This window comes from Pseudomonas tolaasii NCPPB 2192, assembly GCF_002813445.1.
Taxonomy (GTDB): Bacteria; Pseudomonadota; Gammaproteobacteria; order Pseudomonadales; family Pseudomonadaceae; genus Aquipseudomonas; species Aquipseudomonas tolaasii.
Map to the genome: position 1 here is coordinate 4,390,483 of NZ_PHHD01000001.1, position 20,164 is coordinate 4,410,646.

The 20,164-nt window shown below is 63.3% G+C and carries 2 protein-coding genes; both read left to right on the forward strand.

All coding sequences use genetic code 11. The features are described from left to right. Positions 1-6 precede the first annotated feature (6 nt). Positions 7-11,016 carry a non-ribosomal peptide synthase/polyketide synthase gene (locus ATI14_RS20475; protein ID WP_425272479.1) on the forward strand — a complete coding sequence of 3,670 codons (11,010 nt, stop codon included), beginning with the start codon at positions 7-9 and terminating at the stop codon, positions 11,014-11,016. Continuing rightward, positions 11,017-20,148, forward strand: a complete 9,132-nt coding sequence (locus ATI14_RS20480; RefSeq protein ID WP_100831510.1) for a non-ribosomal peptide synthetase — start codon at positions 11,017-11,019, stop codon at positions 20,146-20,148. The last annotated feature ends 16 nt before the right edge of the window (positions 20,149-20,164 follow it).

The following is a 20,164-nucleotide window of genomic DNA, read 5'->3' on the forward strand; positions in this document are numbered from 1 at the left end:
CAGCAATTGATCGAATCGGTAGGCGCGCTTTCTCCCGAGAAACGCAAAGCTCTGGCGATTCTGCTGAGTCAGAAGGGGATCAATCTCTACGGTATCGCGCCGATTTTTCGGCGTGCTGCCGGCGAGCCTCTTCGGCTTTCCTATGCTCAGGAGCGGCAGTGGTTCCTCTGGCAGTTGGAGCCCGATAGCGCGGCTTACCACATTCCGACAGCGTTGCGCTTGCGTGGGCAGCTGGATCGCAGCGCTTTGCAGCGCAGCTTTGATGCGCTGGTGGTGCGGCATGAAACCTTGCGCACCGGTTTTGTCCGTGAGCAGGAACAATTGCTGCAAGTGGTGCATGAGCCGTTCTCGCTGCCGATTGCCGTCAAGGCCGTACCCGCCGATGGCGCGGGTGCCGGGCTGGACGCCTGGTTGAAAGCGGCCATCGAACAGGAAATCAGTGAGGTCTTCGACCTGATGCAGGGGCCGCTGGTGCGCGCCACGTTGCTGCAGGTTGCCGAGGATGATCACGTGCTGGTGCTGGTTCAGCACCACATCGTGTCCGACGGTGCGTCGATGCAGGTGATGGTTGAAGAGTTGATCGAGGTCTACGCCGGTTGCTGTCGTGGCGAGGTGTCGGTACCGGCGGCCCTGCCGATTCAGTATGCCGATTACGCCCAATGGCAACGCAGCTGGATGGACGCCGGTGAGCGTGAGCGGCAACTGGCTTATTGGGTCGAGCAATTGGGCGGGGAGCAGCCGGTGCTGGAGTTGCCGCTGGACCACCCGCGCCCGGCGGTGCAGAGCTATCGCGGTGCGCGCCTGGATGTTCCGGTGCCGGCCGCGTTGGGCAAGGCGCTGCAGGCACTCGCTCGTCGCGAAGGCGCGACCTTGTACATGCTGTTGCTGGCCTCATTCCAGACGTTATTGCACCGCTACAGCGGGCAGCGCGATGTGCGTGTGGGCGTGCCGATTGCCAACCGCAACCGCGCGGAAACCGAGCGACTGATCGGCTTTTTCGTCAATACCCAAGTGCTCCACGCGCGAATTGACAGCCGGTCGACTTTTCGCGACCTGCTGCAACAGGTCAAGACCGTTGCGTTGGGCGCGCAAGAGCACCAGGACTTGCCGTTCGAGCAACTGGTGGAGGCGCTGGCCCCGGCTCGCAGCCTGAGCCGCAGCCCGTTGTTCCAGGTGATGTTCAACCATCAAACGGCGGCGCGCAGCAGTGAACAGGTGCTGCAATTGCCGGGTTTATCGGTTGAAAGCATGGCGTGGGACAGCCGTACGGCGCAGTTCGACCTGACGATGGACACCCATGAGTCGGCAGACGGCGTGCATGCGTCGCTGACCTATGCGACGGACCTGTTTGAACCCGGCCGCATTGAGCGCATGGCGCAGCATTGGCTGGCGTTGCTGCAAGGCATCGTAGATGCACCGGATCGCGCGGTAGGTGAACTGGCGCTGCTGAGTGCGGCTGAGCAGCAGATGATTCTGCAGGACTGGAACTCGACCTCTGAAACCTACCCGTTGGACGCGTCGGTTCAGCAGTTGATTGAAACTCAGGTGCTGAAGGCGCCGGGCGCGCAAGCTCTGGCGTTTGGCGATGTATCGCTGAGTTACAGCGAGCTGAATACCCGCGCCAACCAGTTGGCCCATCAGTTGATCGCCCACGGCGTCGGCCCGGATGTGCTGGTGGGCATCGCCGTTGAGCGGTCGATTGAAATGGTGGTGGGGTTGCTGGCGATCCTCAAGGCGGGCGGGGCGTATGTGCCGTTTGATCCTGAGTATCCGCAGGAACGTTTGCAGTACATGATCGAAGACAGCGGCATTGGTTTGTTGCTGACGCAGCAGGCGCTGGTTTCTCAACTGCCTGTTCCGCAAGGCCTGCAAACACTGGTTCTAGACCAGTTGAACAACACAGGTTTCAGCTCCGAAAACCCGAATATCCCGGTCACCGGCGAAAACCTCGCCTACGTGATCTACACCTCCGGCTCCACCGGCAAACCCAAAGGCGCCGGCAACCGCCATTCGGCGCTGACCAACCGCCTGTGCTGGATGCAGCAGGCTTACCAACTGGGCGCCAGCGACACCGTGCTGCAGAAAACTCCGTTCAGCTTCGACGTGTCGGTGTGGGAATTTTTCTGGCCGCTGATCACCGGCGCGCGCCTGGTCGTCGCCGCCCCCGGCGATCATCGCGACCCCGCCAGGCTGGTCGAGTTGATCAACCGCGAGCAAGTCAGCACCTTGCACTTCGTGCCGTCGATGTTGCAGGCCTTCCTGCAGGACACGGGCGTAGCCCAGTGCACCAGCCTCACGCGCATCGTGTGCAGCGGCGAAGCGTTGCCGGCGGACGCGCAGCAACAGGTATTCGCCAAGCTTCCACAAGCCAATCTTTACAACCTCTACGGCCCAACCGAAGCCGCCATCGACGTGACCCACTGGACCTGCGTCGAAGAGGGCCGCGACAGCGTGCCGATCGGTCGCCCGATTGCCAACCTGGCCTGCTACATCCTCGACGACAACCTGGAGCCGGCGCCCGTCGGCGTCCTCGGCGAGCTGTACCTGGGCGGGGAAGGGCTGGCACGCGGTTACCATCGTCGCCCGTCCCTGACTGCCGAGCGTTTTGCCGTCAGCCCGTTTGGCCACGGCGAGCGCCTGTACCGCACCGGTGACCTGGCACGCTACCGCGCCGATGGCGTGATCGAATACGCCGGGCGCATCGACCATCAGGTCAAGCTGCGTGGCCTGCGTATCGAATTGGGCGAGATCGAAGCGCGTTTGCTTGAGCATGAAGTCGTGCGTGAAACCGCCGTCACCGTCATTGATGGCAAGCACCTGCTGGCTTACGTGGTACTCGCTGAAACCCGCGACAACTGGCGCGAAACCTTAAGTGCCTACCTGCAACAAAGCCTGCCGGATTACATGGTGCCCAACCAGTGGATGCTACTGGAGCAACTGCCGCTGTCGCCCAACGGCAAGCTGGACCGCAAGGCGCTGCCGAAACCGGATGCGGCGGTGCAGCAAGCCTACGTGGCGCCACGCAGCGAGCTGGAGCAGCGCATTGCCTCTGTCTGGGCCGATGTGTTGCGGGTGGAGCAGGTCGGTGTAACCGACAACTTCTTTGAGTTGGGCGGCGACTCGATCATCTCGATCCAGGTGGTGGGGCGTGCACGGCAGGCGGGGATTCATTTCACCCCCAAAGAGCTGTTCCAGTACCAGACCGTGCAAAGCCTGGCCGCGGTTGCACGTTTAGGGAGCGCCGGGGAGCAAATCGATCAGCGTTCCGTCACGGGCGTGACGCCGCTGTTGCCGTTCCAGCAGTGGTTCTTTGAGAGTGCTGTACCCGATGCGCACCACTGGAACCAGTCCGTGCTGCTGCGGCCCGCGCACAATGTTGAGCTGGCAGCGCTTGAGGCATCGCTTCAGGCGCTGGTGCTTCACCACGATGCCTTGCGCCTGCGTTTCAGTGAGCACAACGGCCAATGGCAGGCGGAACATGCCGGCGATGTGTCGCAAGCGCCGCTGGCCGTGGCTGCCCACGTGGCTGATGACGTGGAGTTGTTGGCGCTGTGCGAACAGGCCCAACGCAGTTTGAACCTGCACCAGGGCCCGCTGTTGAAGGGCGTGCTCGCTACCCTGGCGGACGGCAGCCAGCGTGTGCTGCTGGTGATCCATCACCTGGTGGTCGATGGCGTCTCCTGGCGGGTGTTGTTCGAAGACCTGCAAACGGCTCACACGCAGGTTTCCCTGGGCCTGCCCGTCACACTGCCGGCCAAAACCAGTGCCTTCAAAACCTGGGCCGAGCGCTTGCAAGGCTATGCCGGTGAGGCCGCCTTGCACGGGCAACTGCCTTATTGGCAAGCGCAGTTGCAAGGCGCTGCCTCCTCGCTGCCTTGCCACACACCCGACGCCCCTCTGCGTAACCGTGACGCGCGCACGGTGCAGACCCGCTTGAGTGTTGAAGCCACCCAGCGTTTGCTGCAACAGGCGCCGGCTGCCTACCGCACCCAGGTCAACGACCTGCTGCTGACCGCCCTGGCGCGTGTGATCTGCGCCTGGACCGGCCAGCCTTCAACACTGATTCAGCTTGAGGGGCATGGCCGCGAGGCATTGTTCGATGAGATCGACCTGACCCGCACTGTCGGCTGGTTTACCACCGCGTTTCCCGTGCGTTTGACCCCGCAGGACGATCTCGCCGGTTCGATCAAACAGATCAAGGAACAACTGCGCGCGATTCCCGACAAAGGTATCGGTTTCGGTGTGCTGCGTTATCTGGGGGACGCATCCACCCAGGCGCTGCTGCGCGACTTGCCGGTGCCGCGCATTACCTTCAACTACCTTGGTCAGTTCGACGCCAGTTTTGACGACGGCCAGGGCGCCCTGTTTGCCCCGGCGACGGAAGACCGCGGGCTCGAGCAGAGCCCTTTGGCGCCGCTCGGCAACTGGCTGACCCTCGATGGCCAGGTGTATGGCGGCCAGTTGAGCATCGCCTGGACCTTCAGCGAGCAGATGTTCGATACGCCTACGCTGCAGCGCCTGGCGGATGACTACGCAGAACAACTGACCGCGTTGATCGAGCATTGCACCCACAGCGCCCACGTTGGTGTTACCCCGTCGGATTTCCCGCTGGCCAGGCTCAGCCAGGCGCAACTCGACCAACTGCCGGTCAATGCCCGCTCGATCGAAGACATTTACCCGCTCTCGCCGATGCAGCAGGGCATGCTGTTCCATAGCCTGCTCGAGCAGGATGCCGGTGACTACATCAACCAGATGCGCCTGCGGGTTCAAGGCCTCGACGTCGAGCGCTTCTGTGCGGCCTGGCAGGCTGCACTGGACGCCCATTCCATACTGCGCAGCGGTTTTGTATGGGAGGGTGACTTGCCGCATGCCTTGCAAATCGTTCAGCGCGATGTGCATTTGCCCGTCGAACTGCTCGACTGGCAAGGCCATGAAGACCTTTCCGAGCGCCTCGATCAACTGGCGGACGACGAGCGTCGACGCGGCTTCGACCTGGCCCGTGCGCCGTTGTTGCGCCTGCGGCTGGTACGAACCGGCGCCGGGGAACATGAGCTGATTTATACCCATCACCATATCCTGATGGATGGCTGGAGCAACTCGCAGCTGCTGGGCGAAGTCCTGCAGCGCTACAGCGGGCAGGCGATCGAGTCTGTCGGCCGCTACCGCGATTACATCGACTGGCTGCAACGTCAGGATGCCGGCGCAGCGCAAGGCTATTGGCAGGCGCAGTTGGCAACGCTGCAGGCCCCCACCCATCTGGCACAAAGCCTGGCCGGGGCTGTGCAGCCGATGGATGTGCAGGGCTACGAACAACAGGTTCATGTGGTCGGCGCCGAGCAGGTTCGGCATCTGGCCCGGTTCGCGCGGGAACAGAAAGTCACCCTCAACACGATGCTCCAGGCCGCCTGGCTGCTGGTGCTGCAACGCTACACCGGCCAGCCGACGGTGGCTTTTGGCGCGACGGTGGCGGGGCGTCCGACGGAGCTTGCCGGGGCGCTGCAGCAGATCGGTTTGTTTATCAATACCCTGCCGGTCATTGCGCGCCCCGACCCACAGTTGTCGGTGGCCGATTGGCTGCAACAGGTTCAAGACATCAATCTGGGCCTGCGCGAGTATGAGCACACCCCCTTGTTCGATATCCAGCGCTGGGCCGGGCAGGGCGGCGAGGCGTTGTTCGACAGCCTGCTGGTCTTTGAAAACTACCCGGTTTCCGAGGCGTTGCAGCGCGGCGCGCCGGACGGCTTGAGTTTTGGCGCGGTTGCCAGCCGTGAGCAGACCAACTACGCGCTGACCCTGGGCTGCAACCTGGGCGAAGAGCTGGAGCTGCATTACAGCTTCATGTGCAAGCACTTCAGCGCTGCACAGGTGCGTCGCTTGCACGCTCAATTAGAGGGGCTGCTTGATCAACTGGGTCGCGCACCGCAAACGCGCCTGGGGGATTTGTCGCTGTTGTCCCCGCAGGACAGCGCCGAGCTGTACGCGAGCAACCAGCCGGCTCCGGCCCGTGACGTGCGATATGTGCATGAACGTATCAGCGCTCAGGCAGAGCGGCGCCCACAGGCGCCCGCCGTGTTGTTCGATGACCATGTAACGAACTTCGCCGAGCTGCACAGCCAGTCGAACCGCCTGGCGCAGTACCTGGTGGCCCAGGGCGTCCGGCCGGAAGTGCGGGTGGGCGTTGCCCTGTCGCGCGGGCCGCAGATGCTGGTGGCGTTGCTGGCCGTGCTCAAGGCGGGCGGTGCCTACGTGCCGCTGGACGCAAGCTACCCGCGCGAGCGCCTGGCTTATCTGATGGACGATTCCGGAATCGGCCTGCTGCTGACCGATTCGCGCCTGCGTGGGCAACTGCCGCTGCCGACGGGGCTGTTGGCGCTTGAACTCGATACCCTCGACCTCGCCGATTGGCCCGATAGCGCTCCGAGCGTGCGTGTGCATGACGAAAGCCTGGCCTACGTGATTTACACCTCTGGCTCTACGGGCCAGCCCAAAGGTGTTTGCGTAGCCCACGGCCCGCTGGCGATGCACTGCGAGGCCATCGGCCAGCGTTATGCGATGACCGAAGACGATTGCGAGCTGCATTTCATGTCATTTGCGTTTGACGGCGCTCATGAACGCTGGCTGACCGCCTTGACTCACGGCAGCCGCCTGGCAGTGCGCGATGACAGCTTGTGGAGCCCTGAGCAAACCTATGCGGCGATGCATCGCTATGGCGTCAGCGTCGTGGCGTTCCCGCCTGCTTATTTATTGCAATTGGCCGAGCACGCCGAGCTCCACGGCAACCCTCCACCGGTGCGCATTTATTGCTTTGGCGGCGACGCGGTGCCCAATGACAGCTTCGAGCGCGTGCGCGATGCGCTCAAGCCTGAGCACATCATCAATGGTTATGGTCCGACCGAGACGGTGGTGACCCCGCTGATCTGGAAGGCCGACGCCCTTGCCCGTTGCGGCGCGGCCTATGCGCCGATCGGCAGCCGCATCGGCAACCGCAGTGCCTGGGTATTGAGTGCTGACCTGGACGTGCTGCCGCACAGTGTCGCCGGTGAGTTGTTCCTGGGCGGTGAAGGCCTGGCGCGGGGGTATCTGGATCGCCCGGGCATGACCGCTGAACGCTTTGTGCCCGACCCCTTTGGCGTGCCCGGTGGCCGTCTGTATCGCAGCGGTGACCGTGTGCGCCGCCGCGAGGATGGCATTTTCGATTACCAGGGGCGCGTAGACCACCAGGTGAAAATTCGCGGCTTCCGAGTCGAGCTGGGTGAAGTTGAAGCGCGGCTGCTGGAGCAGGCGTCGGTGCGGGATGCCGCGGTTGTGGCGCATGCCGGTCCGGGTGGTCAGCAGTTGGTCGGATACGTGGTGCCGATGCAACAGGATGAGGCGTTGCTGCCGTGGTGCGATGCCCTCAAGGCCGAGCTCAAGCGCAGCCTGCCGGATTACATGGTGCCCACCCACCTGTTGGCGTTGGAGCGCATGCCGTTGACGCCCAATGGCAAGCTGGACCGCAAGGCTCTGCCCAAACCGGATGTCAGCACGTTGCAGCAGCATTATGTGGCCCCGGTGTCGGCGCTGGAGCAGCAGGTTGCGGCGATCTGGGCAGAGGTGTTGCGCCTGGAACGTGTCGGGCTGAGCGACCACTTCTTCGAACTGGGCGGCCATTCCTTGCTGGCCACGCAGGTGATTTCCCGGGTGCGCCATGCATTGGGGATCGCGCTGCCGCTCAAGGCGCTGTTTGAACACAGTACCTTGCAGGCCTTTGTGCAGTGCCTTGGCCCGGTCGCCGGGGAGGCGCGCGAAACCGCGATGGCGGCCGTCGATCGCAGCCAGCCCCTGGCCTTGTCCTATGCCCAGGAACGCCAATGGTTCCTCTGGCAACTGGACCCGCAGGGCAGCGCCTATCACATTCCGACCGCATTGCGTTTGCGCGGCCCGCTGGACCTCTCGGCGCTGCACTACAGTTTTGACCGGCTGATCGAGCGGCACGAGAGCCTGCGCACGCACTTCACTCAGGTCGATGGCCGGGTGATTCAAGTCGTCGGGGCGCCGGTAAGCCTGGACATTGCGGTGGAGGACGCCAGCGGTGCGGACGATGCCTTCCTGCGTGCCCGTATCGACGCGGCACTCGCCGAGCCGTTCGACTTGCGCCAGGGCCCGCTGTTGCGCGCCAGCCTGTTGCGGCTGTCGGCGCAAGAACACGTGCTGGTTCTGGCGCAACATCACATCGTCTCCGATGGCTGGTCGATGCAGGTGATGGTTGACGAGCTGGTGGAACTGTACGCCGCCCGGGTTCAATCACTGCCCGCAGAGTTGCCGGCGTTGCCGATTCAATACGCTGACTACGCCCAATGGCAGCGCGACTGGATGGACGCGGGGGAGCGCGAGCGACAGTTGGCCTATTGGCTGGCGAACCTGGGTGGTGAGCCTTCGGCGCTTGAGTTGCCGCTGGACCGCCCGCGTCCGGCGGTGCAAAGCCATCGTGGTGCGCGCCTGGATATCGCCTTGCCGGCGGCGTTGGCGACGTCGCTGCAAGCCCTGGCGCGGCAACAGGGTGTGACGCTGTTTATGCTGTTGTTGGCCTCTTTCCAGATACTGCTGCATCGCTACAGTGCCCAACGCGATATCCGCGTCGGCGTGCCGGTTGCCAACCGCCACCGCAGCGAGACCGAACGGCTGATCGGCTTCTTCGTCAATACCCAGGTATTGAAGGCCGAGCTCGACCCCCAGACGGGCTTTGATCAACTGCTGCAACAGGTCAAGCAACAGGCACTCGCGGCGCAGGAACATCAGGACTTGCCGTTCGAGCAACTGGTTGAAGCCTTGGCGCCGGCCCGCGACCTGAGCCGCAGCCCGTTATTTCAGGTGCTGTTCAACCACCAGACCGCTGCCCGGCGTGACGCCAGTGCCCGACAGGTCTGCGGCCTCAGTTTTGAAGGCGTTGACTGGGACACCCATACCGCGCAGTTCGATCTGGCCCTGGAAACCTACGAAAGCGCGGAGCAACTGCACGCGTCGCTGACCTATGCCACCGACCTGTTCGACGCCGCCACCGTCGAACGCATGGCCCGGCATTGGCGGGCCCTGTTGCAAGGCCTGGTCGAGCAGCCGCGCTGCCGTGTCGGTGAACTGCCGATGCTGGCAGACCAGGAGCGCCTGGCCACGTTGGCGCAATGGAACGGCCAGCCGGCGACGTTTGCACAAACCGCCGTGCTTCACCGTTTGATCGAAGCCCAGGCCGCGCAGGTGCCTGATGCGGTGGCCCTGGTGCTGGGCGATCAGCAACTGAGCTACGGTGAACTCAACCGTCAAGCCAACCGCGTGGCCCATGCCTTGATCGCCGAGGGGGTCGGCCCGGAAGTGCTGGTGGGCATTGCGGTAGAGCGCTCGTTCGACATGCTGGTGGGCCTGCTGGCGATTCTCAAGGCCGGCGGCGCCTATGTGCCGCTGGACCCGGCGTACCCTGCCGACCGCCTGCACTACATGATCGAAGACAGCGGCCTGAAGCTGTTGTTGACCCAATGGCCACAGCCGACGCCGGCCGGGGTGCGCAACCTGTCTATTCAGGGCGACCACCCGGCGATCGAGCACAACCCTCAGGTCGATGTGGGGCCGGACAACCTGGCCTACGTGATTTACACCTCCGGCTCCACGGGCAAACCCAAAGGCACCTTGTTGCCTCACCGTAACGTGTTGCGCCTGTTCGATGCGACCCGGGGCGAATTCAACTTCGGCCCGCAAGACTGCTGGACGCTGTTTCACTCCTACGCGTTCGACTTTTCGGTGTGGGAGATCTTCGGGGCGCTGCTGCACGGTGGCCGCCTGGTGATTGTGCCGCAGGAGGTCAGCCGTTCACCGCAGGCGTTCTTCGAATTGCTGTGTGCCGAGCATGTCACCGTGTTGAATCAGACACCGTCGGCGTTCAAGCAGTTGATGCAGGTGGCGTGTGCGGATGAGGCTTCGCGCACGACGTCGCTGCGTTACGTGGTCTTCGGCGGCGAGGCCCTGGAGGTCAACAGCCTGCGCCCGTGGTTCGAGCGCTTTGGTGATTCGACGCCGCAATTGGTCAACATGTACGGCATTACCGAAACCACGGTTCACGTGACGTATCGCCCGCTGTCGCTGGCCGACCTGAACAATGGTGCATCGAGCCCGCTGGGCGCGGCGATTGCGGACTTGTCCTGGTACGTGCTGGATGCCGATCTCCACCCGGTACCCAAAGGCTGCATCGGCGAGTTGTATGTCGGACGTGCCGGGCTGGCGCGCGGGTATCTGAACCGCGCCGACCTCACCAGTACACGCTTCGTGGCGGACCCGTTCAGCCGTGACGGCGGGCGGCTGTACCGGACGGGTGACCTGGCGCGCTACTGCGCCAATGGCGTCATCGAGTACGCAGGTCGTATCGACCACCAGGTAAAAATCCGCGGCTACCGGATTGAACTGGGCGAAATCGAAGCGCGCCTGCAAGGCTTGCCGTCGGTGCGCGAAGCGGTGGTGTTGGCCACCGAGGGGCCTGGCGGCACGCAACTCGTTGGTTATCTGGTGGCCTCTGCGCCCGTGGACGATGAGGCCGCGTGGCGCGAAAGCCTGCGCGCAAGCCTCAAGGCGCACCTGCCTGATTACATGGTGCCCGCGCACTTGCTGCTGCTGGCGCACATGCCGCTGACCGCCAACGGCAAGCTGGACCGCAAGGCCCTGCCGCAGCCGGATGCACGTGTGTTGCAACAGGCCTTCGTGGCGCCGCAAAGCGAGCTTGAGTGCAAGGTGGCCGCGATCTGGGCCGATGTCTTGAAGCTGGAACAGGTCGGCATGACCGACCATTTCTTTGAACTGGGAGGTCACTCCCTGCTGGTGATAAATATTGTGTCGCGTATTCAACTAGAACTGGGCATGACCCTGGTCCCGCAACTGTTGTTCCAGTACCCGGTATTGGGCGATCTGGTGGTGCAATTGCAAAACAGCGGCGAACAGGTCAGCGCCTCGAAGCTCAGCTTGCTGGAAGACCTGCTAGACGAAATGGAGGGCGTGTAAATGGACAGCACGGTCGCTGCAAGTATTGCCCGCCGCTTCATCACGTTGCCGCTGGACAAACGCAAGCTCTACCTTGAAAAGATGCTGGCGCAAGGCGTGTCACCGGCCAACCTGCCGATCCCCGAAGTGCAAAGCGCATTTGACAGTGTGCCGCTGTCCTACGCGCAGGAGCGTCAGTGGTTTCTCTGGCAGCTGGAACCGGACAGCGCCGCCTACCACATCCCGACTGCGCTGCGCCTGCGCGGCGCGTTGGACCTGCCAGCCTTGCAACGCAGTTTTGAAGGGTTGATCCAGCGGCATCAAAGCCTGCGCACGCGGTTCGTGCGTGAGCACGACATGACGCGGCAGGTGATCGATGCCGTGGTGCCCCTGCAGATCGGCGTGGAACACGCCGCGTCGGCTGATGAAGCGGCGCTGCAGGCGTGGGTCGAAGGGGGCATTCGCCAACCCTTTGACCTTGAGCAAGGGCCGCTGCTGCGGGTCAAACTGCTGCGCGTCAGTGATGAAGATCATGTGCTGCTGGTGGTGCAACACCACATCGTGTCCGACGGCGGCTCGATGCGGGTGATGGTCAATGAGCTGATCGAGCTGTATGGCGGTTATTGCCGCAATGCCCCCGTCGAACTTCCACCCCTGGCGATTCAGTACGCTGACTACGCCTTGTGGCAGCGCAGCTGGATGGAAGCCGGTGAGCGTGAGCGGCAATTGGCGTATTGGGTCGAGCAGTTGGGTGGTGAGCAACCCGTTCTGGAGCTGCCACAGGATCACCCGCGCCCGGCCGTGCAAAGCTATCGCGGTGCACGCTGCAACATTCCGCTGCCGCAGGCATTGAGCCAGGCGTTGCAGACGCTGGCGCGGGCTGAAGGCGCCACCCTGTTCATGCTGTTGCTGGCTTCGTTCCAGACCCTGTTGCATCGCTACAGCGGGTCGAGCCAGGTGCGGGTCGGTACACCCACCGCCAACCGTAATCGTGTGGAGACCGAAGGGCTGATCGGCTTTTTCGTCAACACCCAGATTTTGCAGGCTGACTTTACCGACAGCCTGACGTTTACCGAGCTGTTGCAACAGGTCAAGCAGCGGGCACTGGCGGCCCAGGCGCACCAGGATTTGCCATTCGAACAACTGGTGGAAGCCCTGGCGCCGGAGCGCAGCCTGAGCCGTAACCCGCTGTTTCAGGTGATGTTCAACCACCAGCGGGCAGCTCGGCAAAGCGGCCCGGCCCGGCAATTGCCGGGTTTGAGCGTGGAAGGGGTGGCCTGGGAGACCCAGGTGGCACAGCTGGATCTAACCCTTGAGGTGCACGAAGCGGATGACGGCTTGTCGGCTTCGTTTATCTACGCCACCGATTTGTTTGAAGCGAGCAGCATCGAGCGCATGGCGCAGCACTGGCTGGCGTTGCTGCAAGGCATCGTAGATGCACCGGATCGCGCAGTGGGCGAGCTGGCGCTGCTGAGTGCGGCTGAGCAGCAGATGATTCTGCAGGACTGGAACGCCACCGCCGAACGCTATCCGCTGGACGCTTCGGTTCAGCAATTGATTGAAGCTCAGGCGCTGAAGACGCCGGACGCGCAAGCCCTCGCGTTTGGCGATGTAACGCTGAGTTACAGCGAGCTGAATATTCGAGCCAACCAACTGGCCCATCAGTTGATCGCCCACGGCGTCGGCCCCGATGTGCTGGTGGGCATCGCCGTTGAGCGGTCGATTGAAATGGTGGTGGGGTTGCTGGCGATCCTCAAGGCGGGCGGCGCGTATGTGCCGTTTGACCCTGAGTATCCGCAGGAGCGTTTGCAGTACATGATCGAGGACAGCGGCATTGGTTTGTTGCTGACTCAGCAGGCGCTGGTTTCCCAGCTACCAGTTCCGCAAGGGCTGCAAACACTGGTTCTGGATCAGCTGGACAGCACAGGTTTCAGCTCCGAAAACCCCGCCGTTCCGGTCAGCCGCGAAAACCTCGCCTACGTAATCTACACCTCCGGTTCCACCGGCAAACCCAAAGGCGCCGGCAACCGCCACTCCGCGCTGACCAACCGCCTGTGCTGGATGCAGCAGGCCTATCAACTGGGTGCCAGCGACACGGTGCTGCAGAAAACCCCGTTCAGTTTCGACGTGTCGGTGTGGGAATTTTTCTGGCCGCTGATGACCGGCGCACGCCTGGTCGTCGCCGCCCCCGGCGACCACCGCGACCCCGCCAAACTGGTCGAGCTGATCAACCGCGAGCAGGTCAGCACTCTGCACTTCGTGCCGTCGATGTTGCAGGCGTTCCTGCAGGACACAGGCGTCAGCCAGTGCACCAGCCTCACGCGCATCGTGTGCAGCGGTGAAGCCTTGCCGGCGGACGCGCAGCAACAGGTATTCGCCAAGCTTCCACAAGCCAATCTCTACAACCTCTACGGCCCAACCGAAGCCGCCATCGACGTGACCCACTGGACCTGTGTCGAAGAGGGCCGCGACAGCGTGCCGATCGGTCGCCCGATTGCCAACCTGGCCTGCTACATCCTCGACGACAACCTGGAGCCAGTGCCTGTTGGCGTCCTCGGCGAGCTGTACCTGGGCGGGGAAGGGCTGGCACGCGGTTACCATCGTCGCCCGTCCCTGACTGCCGAACGCTTTGCGGTCAGCCCGTTTGGCCACGGCGAGCGCCTGTACCGCACCGGTGACCTGGCGCGCTACCGCGCCGATGGCGTGATCGAATACGCCGGGCGCATCGACCATCAGGTCAAGCTGCGTGGCCTGCGTATCGAATTGGGCGAGATCGAAGCGCGTTTGCTTGAGCATGAAGTCGTGCGTGAAACCGCCGTCACCGTCATTGATGGCAAGCACCTGCTGGCTTACGTGGTACTCGCTGAAACCCGCGACAACTGGCGCGAAACCTTAAGTGCCTACCTGCAACAAAGCCTGCCGGATTACATGGTGCCCAACCAGTGGATGCTGCTGGAGCAACTGCCGCTGTCGCCCAACGGCAAGCTGGACCGCAAGGCGCTGCCGAAACCGGATGTAGAACAGATGGCGTTGGCCTATCAAGCGCCGGTCTCGGAAAACGAACAGGTATTGAGCCGGATCTGGGAGGCGGTGCTGGGGCGAGAGCCGGTGGGCATCACCGACAACTTCTTCGCTCTGGGTGGCGACTCGATCATGTCGATCCAGGTGGTCAGTCGCGCGCGACAGGCCGGCCTGCACTTCACGCCCAAAGAGCTGTTCCAGTACCAGACCGTACAAGGCCTGGCGGCTATCGCCCGGCGCGGCGAACCGGCATCCACCATTGATCAGGGGCCGGTGACTGGCAGCCTGCCGTTGTTGCCGTTCCAGCAGTGGTTCTTTGACAGCGCCATGCCTGAGGCGCATCACTGGAACCAATCCGTTCTGCTCAAGCCTGCCGAGCCGCTGCAAAGCGCAGCGCTGGAGCAAGCCCTGCGCGCGTTGCTGGAACACCATGATGCCCTGCGCGTGGGGTTTGCCCCCCTTGCCGACGGTTGGGAGGCCACGCACCGCTCGGTCGGCGCGGAACCTGAGACGTTGTGGCAAAGCGCAGTGAGCCGGGCGGATGAAATTGAAGCGGTGTGCCAGGAGGCCCAGCGCAGCCTGAACCTGCAGCACGGCCCACTGCTGCGTGCGGTGCTGGTTAACCTGCCGGATGGAGCCCAACGCTTGCTGCTGGTGGTTCATCACCTGGCGGTGGATGGCGTGTCGTGGCGCATCCTGTTGGAAGATTTGCACACGGCCTACCGCCAGGCGCTGGCCGGGCAGCCATTAAAGCTGCCCGCCAAGACCAGCGCGTTCAAGGTCTGGGGCGAGCGGCTGCAAGCTCACGCGGTGAATTTGAATAGCGAGTTGGCCTACTGGGAGCGCCAATGCCAGGGCCAACCCGAGACCCTGCCGGGCGCCAAGCCCGGTGCGAGCCTGCAGAATCACCACGCTGTGAGTGTGCACACCCGGCTGGACAAGACCCTGACCCGGCAACTGTTGCAGGTTGCCCCCCAGGCCTATCGCACTCAGGTCAATGACCTGCTGCTGGCGGCCCTGTCGCGGGTGATCTGCCGCTGGGCCGGCACCGATTCGGCGCTGATCCAGCTTGAGGGCCATGGCCGTGAAGAGTTGTTCGATGATGTGGACCTGAGCCGTACGGTTGGCTGGTTTACCAGCGCCTTCCCGGTGTGCATCCCGGCAGCCGCCCAGTGGGGCGATGCGATCAAGCAAACCAAGGAACAACTGCGCGCGGTGCCCAACAAAGGCATCGGTTTTGGTGTGCTGCGTTATCTGGGGGACGACCACGCCCAGGCAACGCTGCGTGCGCTGCCGGAGCCGCGGATCACCTTCAATTATCTCGGCCAGTTTGACGCGCAGTTCGACGAGCACGCCTTGTTTGTGCCTGCCGCCGAAAGTGCCGGCCAGGAGCAGAGCCCGCTGGCACCGCTGGGCAACTGGCTGGTGTTGAACGGCCAGGTCTACGGCGGTGAATTGAGCCTGGGCTGGACCTTCAGTGCGCAAATGTTCGACGAACAGAGCATTGCCGGCCTCGCGGATGAATATGCCGCCGAGTTGGCCGCGTTGATTGCCCATTGCTGTGACGGCACGTCAATGGGCGTGACGCCGTCTGATTTCCCTCTGGCCAAGCTGACCCAGACCCAGCTCGATGCGTTGCCTGTGGCCGTGCAGGACATCGAGGATATTTACCCGCTGTCGCCGATGCAGCAAGGCATGTTGTTCCACACCTTGTCGGACGATGGCGACGACCTGTACGTGAACCAACTGAGCCTGCCCGTGGAAGGGTTGGACCCGGAGCGTTTCCGTGCAGCCTGGCAGCATGTGATCGGCCGTCACGCCATCCTGCGTACCTCGTTCCATTGGCAGGGTGGCCAGACCACGCCGATCCAGGTGGTGCAACGCCAGGCGCAAGTGGATTTGCGCCTGCTGGACTGGCAAGGCACGCCGGTCGATGCGGACCGCCTCGCCGAGTGTGCCCGTGACGAGCGCGCGCGCGGCTTCGAATTGAGTCAGGTGCCGTTGCAGCGTCTGGTGCTCATTCGTCTGGGCGCCAACGAACACCAATTGATCTGGACCAGCCACCACATCCTGATGGACGGCTGGAGCAGCTCGCAATTGTTCGGCGAAGTCCTGCAACACTACGCCACCGGCGAAGTGAGCGGCGACAGCGGGCGCTACCGCGACTTCATCGCCTGGCTGCAAGGCCAGGACCAGGATCGCCTCGAGCACTACTGGAAATCGCGCCTGCAAACGCTGGCCGAGCCCACCGCACTCAGCCAGGCGATCCACCCACGGCATACCGAAGCACTGGCCGGGCACGAAGCGCTGTACACCCGCTGGGATGCCACGCGTACCGGCACGCTCCTGCACCATTGCCGGCAACAGGGCATTACCCCCAACACACTGATCCAGGGCGCGTGGTTGCTGGTGTTGCAGCGTTACACCGGGCAGTCGACGGTTGCCTTTGGCGCCACCGTGGCCGGCCGTCCGGAAAGCCTGCCCAATGCGCAGAACATGCTGGGCCTGTTCATCAACACGTTGCCGGTGATCCAGACGGTGGAGCCGGCAGAGCGCCTTGACCACTGGCTTGCCCAATTGCAAGCCAGCAACCTGGACCTGCGCGAGCATGCCCATGCGCCGCTGGCCGATATCCAGCGCTGGTCGGGGCAGGGCGGTCAGGCGTTGTTCGACAGCATCATCGTGTTCGAAAACTACCCGATCGACGAACGCCTGGAGCAAGCCCAGGGCGGGCTGCGCTTCGGCGCCTCGGCCAACCATGACGTCACCAACTTCCCCATGGACCTGGCGGTGCACCTTGGCCAGGAGTTGTCGATTGAGTACCTGTTCCTGCGCGACTGTTTTAACGCCAGCGCCGTCGAAGGCATCCGCCAACTGATGGAAACCACGTTGCTGGCGATGATTGCAGCGCCCACCGAATACCTGGGCAACCTGCAACGCCTGGCCGCGCCGCAATGGCAGGCGCTCAGCGAATGGGCGAGCGAGCCTGCGCCGGTGCATTCGCGTGAACATTTGCCGACGCTGATCGCCCGCCACGCTGAGCAACGGCCGCACGCGCCGGCCGCCGAGTGCCAGGGCGCGGTCTTGAGCTACGGCGAGCTTGAGATGCGGGCGAACCGCTTGGCCCACTACCTGATTGCCCAGGGCGCGGGGCCGGAACAGGTGATCGGCGTTGCCCTGGAGCGTTCCCTGGACGTGCTGGTGGCTCTGCTGGCGGTGCTCAAAAGTGGCGCTGCCTATGTGCCGCTGGATACCGATTACCCGCCTGAACGCTTGGCGTTCATGATCGAAGACTCGGGCATGAAGCACCTGATCAGTCGCGCTGAGCTGGCTGCAGGCCTGCCACTGCCGCAGCACGTACAACGGGTCGACCTTTCACGGCTGGACATGGACATTGCGGCTTGCCCCGAGACGGCGCCCATGGTCGCCATCAGTGAGCACAGCCTGGCTTACCTGATCTACACCTCAGGTTCCACCGGTTTGCCCAAGGGGGTGGCGGTGACCCATGGCCCGCTGAGCATGCATTGCCAGGCCATTGCCCAGCTCTACGAAATGGATGCGCGCACCCGCGAGCTGCACTTCATGTCGTTCGCCTTCGACGGCGCCCATGAGCGCTGGCTGACCACGCTATCGGTGGGCGGCACGCTGGTGCTGCGTGACAATGAACTGTGGACGCCGGAACAGACCTGTCATGCCCTGCAGCACCTGAACATTGATATTGCCTGCTTCCCGCCGGCCTATCTCAAACAGGTCGCCGAGTTTGTGCAGGCCAGCGGCAACGCTGCTCCGCCGGTGCGCATTTACTGCCTGGGGGGCGACGCGGTTCCCGAGCAGACCCTGGCGCAGGTGCGCACCATCCTGCAGCCACGCTACATCACCAACGGCTATGGCCCGACCGAGACAGTGGTCACGCCGATGCTCTGGAAAGCGGCAGCCGATGAACCCTGTGGTGCGGCGTATGCACCCATCGGCCGAGTGGTGGGGCAACGCTCGCTGTGGGTATTGGATGACGACTTGAACCCGCTGCCCCAAGGTTTCGCCGGGCAACTGTTCATCGGTGGCTATGGCGTGGCCCGTGGTTACCATGGCCGCGCCGCGATGACGGCGGAACGTTTCGTGCCGGACCCGTTTGGAGCGCCTGGCAGCCGTACGTACCGCAGCGGCGATCTGGTGCGCCTGCGCGACAGTGGCGTGCTGGATTACGTGGGGCGCCTGGACCATCAGGTCAAGGTGCGCGGTTTCCGTATCGAACTCGGCGAAATCGAGGCGAGCCTGCGGTTGCAGCCCGGTGTCAACGACGCCGTGGTGATCGCGCGTGACGGCGTATCCGGCAAACAGCTGATCGGTTATGTGGTCAGTGCCGATCCCGAGCTTAAAGGCGAGGCCCTCAGGGCCGCGCTGCGCGAAACCTTGCCCGACTACATGGTGCCGCCCCAGATCATTTGCCTGGCAAGCATGCCGTTGTCACCCAATGGCAAGCTGGATCGCAAGGCGTTGCCCGAACCGACGTTCGACACGGCGCAGTACCAGGCGCCGCGCAGCGAAGAAGAACGGCTGATGGCAGGCATTTGGGCGCAGGTGTTGCAAGTCGAGGACGTCGGCATCAGCGATAACTTCTTCGAGCTCGGGGGTGACTCGATCCTCAGCCTGCAAGTGATCTCGCAGGTGCGTAACCATTCGCAACTGAACCTGGAATTGAAGCTGCGTGACCTGATGCGTTGCCAGACGATTGCCAACCTGTTCGACCAGCAAGCCGTGGCCCGTACCAGCGCAACTGACACGGTCACCCAGGTGATGCGCGAGGGCGCATTCCCGTTGCTGCCGATTCAGGAATGGTTCTTCGGCGAGCAGATGCGCACACCTCAGCATTTCAACCAGGCGCTGATTCTGCGGGCCCGCGAAGCCCTGAATGTGGGCGCGCTGCAACGCACCCTGGTGCGCATGCTCGATCAACATGACGCCTTGCGCCTGCGCTTCACGCAGCAGGGCGGGCGCTGGAGCCAGCATTACCAGACGCTCGAGGACAGCCTGCGGCACGTCGAGCAAGACCCGCTGCTGTGGGTACGTGATGTTGCAGATGAGGAGGCACTGGAAACCGCGGCCAATGAGCTGCAACGCAGCCTGGACCTGGAAAAAGGGCCGCTGTTGCGCGGCCTGCTTGCAACCCTGGGCAATGGTGAAGTGCGTTTGTTGTTGGTGATTCATCACTTGGTCATCGACGGTGTGTCATGGCGCGTGCTGCTGCAAGACCTGCAAATAGCCTATGACGCGTACTGCCTGGGTAACGAGCCGCAATTGCCGATTCGAACCAGCAGCGTGCGCGAGTGGACGGAAAACCTGGCAGGCCATGCGCAAACGATCCGGACGCAGGAACTCGATTACTGGCTGGCCCAATTGAGCCAACAGGACGATGCACTGCCCTGCGACAACCCCCGCGGCAAGAACCTGATGTGCAACCGCGCCGAGGCGTCGTTCAGTCTCAGCGAAGCGCACACCCAGCAGTTGCTCAAAGAGGCGCCGGCGGTTTACCAGACACAAATCAACGACCTGTTGCTGACGGCGTTGAGCCGTGCCATGTGCCGCTGGAGCGGCCAGCCGTCGATTCTGGTCCAACTGGAGGGCCACGGCCGTGAAGACTTGTTCGAAGCGCTGGACCTGAGTCGTACGCTGGGATGGTTTACCAGCATGTTCCCGGTGCGTCTGGCCCCTTCGGCGCAACTGGACTTCGGCACGTCGATCCTGGCCGTGCGCGACCAGTTGGCTGAAGTACCGAACAAGGGCATTGGCTATGGCGTACTGCGTTACATGGCCGACTCCTCGGTGACCGAACAGTTGGCGAACCTGGCCCCGGCGCGGGTGACCTTCAACTACCTGGGCCAGCTTGACCAGAGTTTCGACGAGCAAGCCCTGTTGTTGCCGGCCCCGGAAAGCGTGGGCGACAGTTTTGGTGCCGATGCGCCGATGGCCAACCACCTGGAATGGGTCGGCCAAGTGTTCAATGGGAGACTGGCTTTCCGCTGCATCTACAGCAACCGCCGCTATCGCCCCTCGACCATGGACGCCCTGGCTGTGCAGTGCCAGGCCGAACTGCAAGCCTTGATCGAGCATTGCGTGATGCAAAGCGCCGCCTGATCTTTCTAGCCCTTTT

Coding starts and splice junctions, on each gene's coding strand:
- ATI14_RS20480 (WP_100831510.1), top strand. CDS start 11,017: ATGGACAGCACGGTCGCTGCAAGTATTGCCCGCCGCTTCATCACGTTG.